This is a genomic window from Elstera sp. (genome assembly GCF_044372965.1).
Lineage (GTDB): Bacteria > Pseudomonadota > Alphaproteobacteria > Elsterales > Elsteraceae > Elstera.
The window spans coordinates 19416-28176 of sequence record NZ_JBILQX010000031.1 but is presented as its reverse complement, the minus strand read 5'-3'; the positions used below and the strand labels follow the sequence as shown (position 1 = coordinate 28176).

The 8761-nt window shown below is 60.7% G+C and carries 8 protein-coding genes; 5 read left to right on the top strand and 3 right to left on the bottom strand.

Going from position 1 to position 8761, the window contains the following annotated elements:
• Both ACIQ36_RS06500 and ACIQ36_RS06495 read right to left on the bottom strand, forming a co-directional pair.
• Positions 1 to 395: porin (locus ACIQ36_RS06500; protein WP_395827106.1), on the bottom strand; the 395-nt coding region annotated here is incomplete at its 3' end.
• A 502-nt stretch (positions 396 to 897) separates the two neighbouring features.
• Positions 898 to 1098, bottom strand: coding sequence for a DUF1127 domain-containing protein (locus ACIQ36_RS06495; RefSeq protein ID WP_395827103.1), 201 nt, complete (start codon positions 1096 to 1098; stop codon positions 898 to 900).
• Between the two features lie 761 nt (positions 1099 to 1859).
• Between ACIQ36_RS06495 and aceB the strand changes: the two genes are divergently transcribed.
• Both aceB and ACIQ36_RS06485 read left to right on the top strand, forming a co-directional pair.
• Positions 1860 to 3470 (top strand): malate synthase A, encoded by a 1611-nt coding sequence (gene aceB, locus ACIQ36_RS06490; RefSeq protein WP_395827100.1) that lies wholly within the window; start codon positions 1860 to 1862, stop codon positions 3468 to 3470.
• Positions 3471 to 3588: 118 nt separating this feature from the next.
• Positions 3589 to 4230: a DUF2889 domain-containing protein gene (locus ACIQ36_RS06485; protein WP_395827097.1), complete on the top strand. Its 642-nt coding sequence runs from the start codon at positions 3589 to 3591 to the stop codon at positions 4228 to 4230.
• A 9-nt stretch (positions 4231 to 4239) separates the two neighbouring features.
• On the opposite strand, the gene ACIQ36_RS06480 is transcribed toward ACIQ36_RS06485, so the two are convergent.
• A complete protein-coding gene (locus tag ACIQ36_RS06480) occupies positions 4240 to 5193 on the bottom strand; it encodes an acetyl-CoA carboxylase carboxyltransferase subunit alpha (protein ID WP_395827094.1) in 954 nt (317 codons plus the stop codon).
• 257 nt (positions 5194 to 5450) lie between these two features.
• On the opposite strand from ACIQ36_RS06480, the gene hemP reads away from it, so the two are divergent.
• The 3 genes from hemP (at position 5451) to ACIQ36_RS06465 (ending at position 8754) form a co-directional block, all read left to right on the top strand.
• Entirely contained in the window at positions 5451 to 5636 is a 186-nt protein-coding gene (gene hemP / locus ACIQ36_RS06475) for a hemin uptake protein HemP (RefSeq protein WP_395827090.1), read from the top strand.
• Positions 5637 to 5750: 114 nt separating this feature from the next.
• Positions 5751 to 7934, top strand: coding sequence for a TonB-dependent hemoglobin/transferrin/lactoferrin family receptor (locus ACIQ36_RS06470; protein ID WP_395827086.1), 2184 nt, complete (start codon positions 5751 to 5753; stop codon positions 7932 to 7934).
• A gap of 4 nt (positions 7935 to 7938) precedes the next feature.
• Positions 7939 to 8754, top strand: coding sequence for an energy transducer TonB (locus tag ACIQ36_RS06465; RefSeq protein WP_395827083.1), 816 nt, complete (start codon positions 7939 to 7941; stop codon positions 8752 to 8754).
• Positions 8755 to 8761 lie beyond the last annotated feature (7 nt).

Below are 8761 nucleotides of genomic sequence, written 5' to 3'. Positions count from 1 at the left end.
ACCGACGGAGCCTGAACTTCGAGGTTGGTGTCAACGGCCAGCGTGTCGCCGAGCTCAACCTTACCCCACGAACCGCCCATATAAATGAACTTCGTGTCGGCACCAACGACGTCTTGGTTGGCCTGGCCCGAGCCGTTCTGGTTGTTACGCAGACGGGCGCTGAAACCGTAGGTCAGACCATTTTCGGCCTTAGCTTCGGCTTTCAGCGTCAGACGATAATCAAGGCGAGCTTCGCGCGATTCGGCGTTAGCAGCATCATCGTTGACGATGATGAAGTCCGAACGGATCGAGCCGCCGAGCGTAACGGTGAAGGGGGCCTTCGTGGTGACTTGCTGCGCAGCAGCGGCACCGGCCAACAGAACGAGGGCAGACGTGCCCAGAAGAATCTTTTTCATTGTCAATACCCCTTGGTGGTACTCAACCCAAAACGAACCCTTCCGGGGGACCATCAACTGACCCTCCCCGCTCGGGACAGGCGTATAAAACCCCATTGCCCTACGTCGTAGCAAGCCTGCTGTGCAGGTTAGGAGTGGCTTTTTACCCTCATGTGGCCAAGATACCACACTCGTTACGGCGGGAAAATTTCCATTAAATACACAAGGTTATCGGGCGTTGTTGGGGTAATACCTTGATTCTTAATTCATTTTACCGGGCTAAATTTGCCCAGATGCCCCGATAAATCCGCTCCATCCGTCATCATTCTGTCTAAAAAAGGAGCGGCGTTTTAGGGTATTTTCACATTTCTTCAGACGCTAATGCTGAGAAATCCCGAGACTATATATACGCGCGGAAAGAGGATAAGCCTCGGCCCGCCCGCGGGCCTTGCCCCAAAAGCAAACCGCGCCCCAAATTGGGGCGCGGCATCTTCAGCAATAGAGTAAGGCGTTAGGGCGGGCTTTAGGCGCGCCAGAACGGCTTGCTGACTTCGGTCAGAACGTCGCCACGGCTGAGCCCAATATCATCGAGCGCGCGCTGATCGAGCGAGGCGAGTTCGCGGCGTTCTTGCCAGCGCACGTACCAGGCATTCAGCGTGTCCGTAAGCGAGGTCGTGGGGGCCGAAGCGGCGAAACCAGTGTTTAGGGCAGAGATACGAGCCATGATGTAGCTCCTTTCAGGTCGGGGAGGTGTGTTTGTTGTTTTGTTGAAACCAAACTACATCCAACCCCGCTCATTGTGCAGCGCAATAAGACCGCGCCAGCTTTGCACGCGCCGCATGGAATGGCAGGTCCCAGTCGGCTGCATAGTGACAAATCAATGCCTTATTCGACATTGCTCATTCTAATTTTCGCCACAACGCGCAAGAATCAAACGCGAAATACAGCCGATGCGACCAAAAAATGCGCGCAGGTGCAAAAGCCCTGTCAACCCCCCTGCGGCATTTGTCGCAGCGGGCTGAAAGGCCGTTAACTCGAATCGAGGCAACAAAAAGCCCCCGGACGGGGGCTTTTGTGAGCGGTGGGGCAAGGGATAAGCAGTTTTGCGGGATATTTTGGTGAAGCCTCCCCGTCCAACCTGCCGTTGCAGCTATCGTGCGCCGCGCCGAGGCCCCCCTGTTCGAGACCCCTTGCGACGCGAACCGACCCTTGCCCGCACCGTGGACGCAAATTAGCAACATCCATGCCATTTTAGAATCGGCAGAAACCCTTGCCGGTGAAACGGGCAGCTGCGCGTGCACTGCACAAATTTACAGCGCCCTGCCTTCTTCGCAGGCGCACAAATTTAGGCAGCCCCAGAAAGCGCGTCTGCTGGCTTGGCGAGCGGCTCCAATTCCCTTACCTTGCTGTGCAGTGCGAGCGCCGCCGCCCCGGCCCCGTCAAAGCAAACAACACGCGCCCTATATATAAGGTGAGGATTGAGTGATGAGTGTGACGCAGGGTATCCAGGTGACTGGGGCAATGAAGCCGGGGTTCGAGGAAATTTTATCGGATGAGGCCTTGGCCTTCGTCGCCCATCTGCACCGTAAATTCAATGCCGAGCGCCTGCGCCTGCTGGCCTTACGCGACGAACGGCAACTGCGCTTGGATGCGGGCGAGAAGCCGGATTTTCTGCCCGAAACCGCCGCGATCCGTGACGGCGATTGGACGGTAGCCCCGCTGCCGAAAGATATTCTCGACCGGCGCGTGGAAATCACTGGCCCGGTGGACCGCAAAATGGTCATCAACGCGCTGAATTCGGGCGCAAAAGTGTTCATGGCCGATTTTGAGGACGCCAGCACCCCGACCTGGACCAATATGATCGACGGGCAGATCAACCTGCGCGATGCCGTGCGCAAGAGCATCGCCTATACCGATCCCGCCAATGGCAAAGCCTATGCGTTGAAGGATGAAACCGCCGTGCTGTTCGTGCGCCCGCGCGGCTGGCACCTGCCAGAAAACCATATCGTCATCGACGGCGAAATCGCCTCGGGCAGCTTGGTCGATTTCGGTCTGTATTTCTTCCACAATGCCAAGGAAGCGCTGGCGCGCGGCACCGGCCCCTATTTCTACCTGCCCAAGCTGGAAAGCCATATCGAAGCGCGGCTGTGGAATTCGGTCTTCGTCGAAGCGCAAACGCTCCTCGGCGTGCCGCAGGGTTCGATCAAGGCCACCGTGCTGATCGAAACCATTCTGGCGACCTTCGAGGTCGATGAAATCCTCTATGAACTGCGCGAGCATTCCGCCGGGCTCAACTGCGGCCGCTGGGATTATATTTTCAGCTACATCAAAAAATTCCGCAATGATCCCAACGCCATTCTGCCGGACCGCGCCTCGGTGACGATGACCTCGCCGTTCCTACGCGCCTATAGCCAATTGGTCATCAAGACCTGCCACAAGCGCAAAGTACACGCGATGGGCGGGATGGCGGCGCTTATTCCGGTTAAGGATAATCCCGAAGCCAATGCCGCCGCGCTCGACAAAGTGCAGGCCGATAAGCTGCGCGAAGTGACCGATGGGCACGATGGCACCTGGGTCGCCCATCCCGGCCTTATCCCCACGGCGCAGGCCGTGTTCGATGAACATATGAAGGAAGCCAATCAGATTCCGCGCCAGCGCCAGGATGTGCATCCGAACGCGGTGGAACTCGTGACGGCCCCCAAGGGCGATATCACCGAAGCCGGTCTGCGCATGAACCTCAACGTTGGTATCGGCTATCTTGAAGCCTGGCTGCGCGGGCTGGGCTGCGTGCCGCTGCATAATATGATGGAAGACGCGGCCACCGCCGAAATCAGCCGGGCGCAAGTGTGGCAATGGCTGCGCCACGGCTGCGCCCTGAAGGACGGGCGCAAGATCACGGTCGATCTGGTGCGGGCCTTTGCAGCGGAAGAGCTGGAAACCTATCGGGCGAAGCTGGGCGATGACGCGTTCAAGGCGGGTAAATTCGCCGAAGCCGCTGCCCTGCTGGATACGCTCGTGACCAGCGAGACTTTCGAAGCCTTCCTAACGCTCCCCGCCTATCAGGCGGTGCTGGCCGATGAGGCGGTTGCGGCTTAACGCAGACCTGCTGTGCGCCGGGGGCGGGCCTTTGCCCCCGGCGCGCCCTTGCCAAGCTTTCGAACCCGCCGCACGCTGAGGTTTCCGTTAAGGTAAACTTTAGTGAGTTGGTTTTCCGATGCCCCTATCGCCCGCTGTCGCCCGCGAGCCTTTTCACACTCGGCAGATTACCCTGAACGGCTATCACCGCGCCGACGGGCTGTGGGATATCGAAGCCCATCTGACCGATGTGAAAGCCTATGCCTTCGATAATGCGTGGCGCGGCCGCGTCGAGCCCGGCGTTCCCGTGCATGAAATGTGGCTGCGCCTGACCGTGGACGATAGTTTTACCGTCCAAGCGGTGGAAGCCGTGACCGACCATTCCCCCTTCGAAATGTGCCCGGCCATTGTTGGCAATTTTCAGCGCATCATCGGGCTGAAAATCGGCCCCGGCTGGACGAAAGCGGTGAAGGCGCGCGTCGGCGGAACCCACGGCTGTACCCATCTGGTGGAACTCTTAGGCCCGGTCGCCACGGTTGCCTTCCAGACCATCGCCCCCGGTAAAGCGCGGCTGAAAGCCCTCAACCGCGGTGACGACGGCGGCGTGATCGAGCCTACCGACAAGGATTCGGCGTCGCCCCTCCAGCCCGGTTTCGGCAGCCGCCGCCCGCCGATTCTCGATACTTGCCACGCGCTCGCGTCCGACAGTCCGGTCGTGGCGAAACACTACCCGGAATTCTATACGGGCGAGGCGAATAGCCTTACGACGGCGGAAGGTTAGGAGGGGCCGCTAAAGCCCCTTCTGTCCCATTTCCAGGAATTTTTCGCGGCGCTGCTGCTTGAGCGCCGCGCCGTCGAGCAGCAGCAGCGGGCGCAACTGGTCTTCGATCATGGTGCCGACGTCGGCGATGATCGCGCCGGCGTCGCGGTGTGCGCCGCCCAAGGGTTCGGGAACAATCGCGTCGATCACGCCGAGCTTTTCCAACTCTTGCGCCGTGATGCGCAAGGCTTCCGCCGCGTCCTGGGCATTGTCCGAGGAGCGCCAAAGGATCGAGGCGCAGCCTTCCGGGCTGATGACCGAATAGACGGAATGCTCCAGCATGTTCACGCGGTTGCCGGTGGCAATGGCAATCGCGCCGCCCGAGCCGCCTTCGCCGATGATCGTGCTGATGATCGGCACGGCCGCGGCAAGGCAGGCGTCGATGGACCGAGCAATGGCTTCGGCCTGGCCGCGCGCTTCGGCTTCGATGCCGGGATAGGCTCCGGCGGTATCGACCAGCGTAATGACGGGCAGATTGAAGCGCCCGGCCAGTTCCAGCAGACGAATAGCCTTGCGGTAGCCTTCGGGCTTGGGCATGCCGAAATTGTGTTTAATGCGGGTGGCCATATCATGGCCTTTTTCCTGCGCGATCACCACGCAGCTTTGCCCGCGAAACCGCCCGAGCCCGCCGATAATCGCCGCGTCTTCCCCGAACGACCGATCCCCCGCCAAGGGCGTGAAATCATCGATCAGCGCCGCGATGTAATCCACCCCATGCGGGCGCTGCGGATGGCGGGCGACCTGCACCTTTTGCCAGGCGGTGAGCTTGGCAAACGTTTGGCGTAAAAGCTTATCGACTTTGACTTCCAGACGACCGACTTCTTCGGCGATATTCACCGAATCATCTGAGGTCAGATGCCGCAGTTCTTCGATCTTGGCTTCAAGATCGGCAATTGGCTTCTCGAAATCGAGAAAAGTCCGCATTGACTGGCATTCCCCGGCTCTATCAGGCGGGCGGACCCTGCCTATGTTCGCCCCGATTGTCAATCGCGGCGGCACCTGCGCCGCCCCGGTGAGCCTATTGGGGCCAGCTATTTAAACCGAGTTTTAGGGTGCACAGCACAAAAAACGACCGTCGCTCCCAAAAAAAGCCGGGCCTCAATTTCGCAATTAAGAATCGATTGCATTCGCAAGTGAGCAGCGTTAGGCTTCCCCCTGTCAATCCTAAGGGGTCTCTTGCCATGTCGAACCTTGCTGACGTTTCCAGCACTCTGGGCGAGCCCACCGCCCGCACCGTGCCGAGCGATCTGCCGATTCTCCAGAGTCGCGATCTTTTTGCGACGCAGCGGGAAGTGCTGATCCAGCACGGAACCGATCACTACCGCCTGCGCTTAACGTCAACGAATAAGCTGATTCTAACGAAGTAGCGGGCGCGCAAAGCTCCTCCGCCTAAACCCTCCCCCGCCCCCGCCAGCCACGTCTTTCGCCAGCACCGGGTTTTCCTTCCAGGCTTTTGCCTACCCTGTTGTTGGTGAGTTGCGATGATTGTTTTCCGATGCTCGCGGTTGCGGGCGCTTTCCCTGTCTGCTGCCCTACCCGCGCTTTTGCTGCCGGGCCTCGCCCTTGGGCAAACCCCCGCCGCCCCGGTCACGCAGCTCGATACGCTTTCGGTGACGGGCACGCGCACGGAAAAACCCATCGGGGAGGAAACCGGCACGGTAACGGTGATCCCGGAGCAGGATTTGCGCCGCCGAGGGGTGCATCGTCCGCAAGATGCCGTGCGCTACGAGCCGGGCGTTGCGGTGGGCAATCAGCCGACGCGCGCGGGCCAAGGGAATTACACCATTCGCGGTATCGGCGGAAACCGCGTGCGGGTGCAGGTCGATGGCGTAAAACTGCCCGATTTCCCCGCCTCAAACCCCGCCTATACGCGCGATACGGTGGAGTTCGACAGTTTAAAGCGCCTGGAAATCCTGCGCGGCCCTGGCTCGGCACTCTACGGGTCCGATGCGCTGGGCGGCGTGGTGGCCTATGTCACCAAAGACCCGGAAGATTATCTGAACGAGGTGGGCCGCGATTGGTACATCGGCGGGCGCGGCTCCTACGATAGTTCCGACAAAAGCTTCGGCAAGGCCGCCACCGCCGCGGGCCGCGTCGGCCCGGTCGAGGGCTTGCTGAACTACACCCGCCGCGACGGACATGAGGTGAAGAACAAGGGCGCGCTGAAAGCCAATCCGCAGGATTACACCAGCGATAATCTCCTGGGAAAACTCGCCATTGGCGAGAAGGGCAACCGCCTGCGCCTGACCGGCGAATATCTGAAGCGCGAAACCGACACGAATGTTCTGACCGACCGCAGCGCCTCGGTACTCGATTCCCAAGGCCGGGATACAACCCAGCGCTACCGAGTGAGTCTCGACCATAGCTACGCGCGCCCGCTGAGCTTCATCGATCAGATCGACACGAAACTCTTCTACACGCGCGCCAGCCGGGAGGAAGTGACCGAACAGCAGCGCTTGACCACTGGCCTTGCGCGCTACCGTTACAGCGATCTTGATTTCACTCAGGATATTTACGGCGGGGAGGTGCAGGCGAAATCCTCCGCCGATTGGTTTGGGCTCAGCCATGCCTTCACCTATGGCCTGTCGCTCGACCAAACCAAGACTGAACGGCCGCGCAATCGCTACGAGCGGACGCTTGCGACCGGCGCGATCACGCAGAGCTTTTCGGGCGGGCCGGGGGTTCCCTCGGAAGTTTTCCCGAACAAGACTTTCCCCGACACGAAAACCCTGCAAGCCGGGGCCTATGTGCAGGACGAAATCAAAACCGGACCTTGGACCTTCCTGCCCGCCGTGCGGTTCGACTATTACCGCCTCACGCCCTCGCCCGATCAGGCCTTCGCCAATACCAATTACCGCAATTTCCAGATCCGGGAGTTTTCGGACACCGCCGTTTCGCCGAAGTTCGGCACGACCTATAAAATCGACGAGCGGTTTTCGGTCTTCGGGCAATATGCCCACGGCTTTCGCGCCCCGCCCTATGACGATGCCAATATTGGTTTCACCAACGGCCCGTCGCGCTATGAGATTCTCCCCAATGCCAATCTGAAGCCCGAAGAAAGCGACGGCGTGGAAGCGGGGCTGCGCGGTAAGTTCAAGGACGGCAGCAGCTTTAGCGCCTCAGGCTTCTACAATGCCTATACCGATTTCATCGAGAGCACGATGATCGGCGTCACGCGCGACGGCATCACGCAATATCAGTCACGCAATGTCTCGAAAGCCACCATCTGGGGGCTCGAGGCGCGCGGGGAATATCGCTTTTTGCCGGATTGGGGCCTGCACGGCAGCCTTGCCTATGCCCACGGCACCAACGACGATACGAACCAGCCCTTGGATAACATCGCACCCTTCACGTTGCGCGCGGGCTTAACCTACGATCATCCGACCCAAAACTGGGGCGCGAGCCTAATGGCAAGCCACTATGCCCAGAAGGACCGGGTGAGCAACCCGAGCTTCTACAAAGTGCCCTCGGCCACCATTATGGATGTGTCGGGCTATTGGGATATCACCGAGCAGTTTGGCCTAACCGCCGGTGTGTATAATCTCTTCGACAAGCAATATTACAACGCGCTGGATGTATCGGGCTTCCAAGCCAACCGCACCGATCTGGAGCGGTACACGCAACCGGGCCGGACCTTCATGGTCAGCCTGTCGGCGCGCTGGTAAGCCGATGTTCGGGGGGCGGGCCGAATCGAAAGCAGGCGGGGCCTTTTTGGCCTCCCTGCTGGTGCATGGCGCGTTGATTGCGGGCATTGCCAGCATCCCGGCCTTGCGCCCCGGCCTACCGAAGCCCGACCCGATGCCGATCACGCTGATGCTGCTGCCCGCCCCGGTGGCAGACGCCGCGCCACCAGCCCAGAACGCGCCGCCGCCAGCCCCTGAGCCGATCGCAGTGCCGCCACCGCCCATCGAAACCCCGGCTCCCCCTCCTCCCGAGCCGGTGCGGGTTGCCGCCGCCCCGCTGCCCCCTTCGCTGCCAGAGGCCTTAACCGTCTCCGAACCATCGCCGGTCGCGGCCCCCCCGCCGAAACAAAAAGCCGTTTCTGAGAAACCCATCCCGCGCAAACCCCCGCCGAAAGCTGCGGTTCTCGCGGCGGCCTCGGTTGGACCGGCTTCGGATGTATCGACAAGTATTTCAAACATACCCACCCCTGCACCGATCACACCCCCAAGCCCGGCACCGCCCGCGCCGGAAGTGGCCGCCGTCCCGCTGATTACCGAGCCGAGGTTTCGGGAACCGCCGGTAAAACCCGCCTACCCCCCTCGGGCAGCGGCGCTCGACCAGCAGGGGGAAGCGCTGGTGCGCGTCCGGGTCGGCCCCGAGGGCGATCAGGAGGAGGTTCTGCTTTGGCGCAGTTCCGGCTTCGAACTGCTCGACCGCGCCGCGCTCGCCACTGTCCGCCGCTGGCAGTTTGAACCCTATCGGCGCGACGGCATTGCCTTCGCCGCCTGGGTGCAAGTGCCCATCCGTTTCACGCTGAATTGATCTTTCC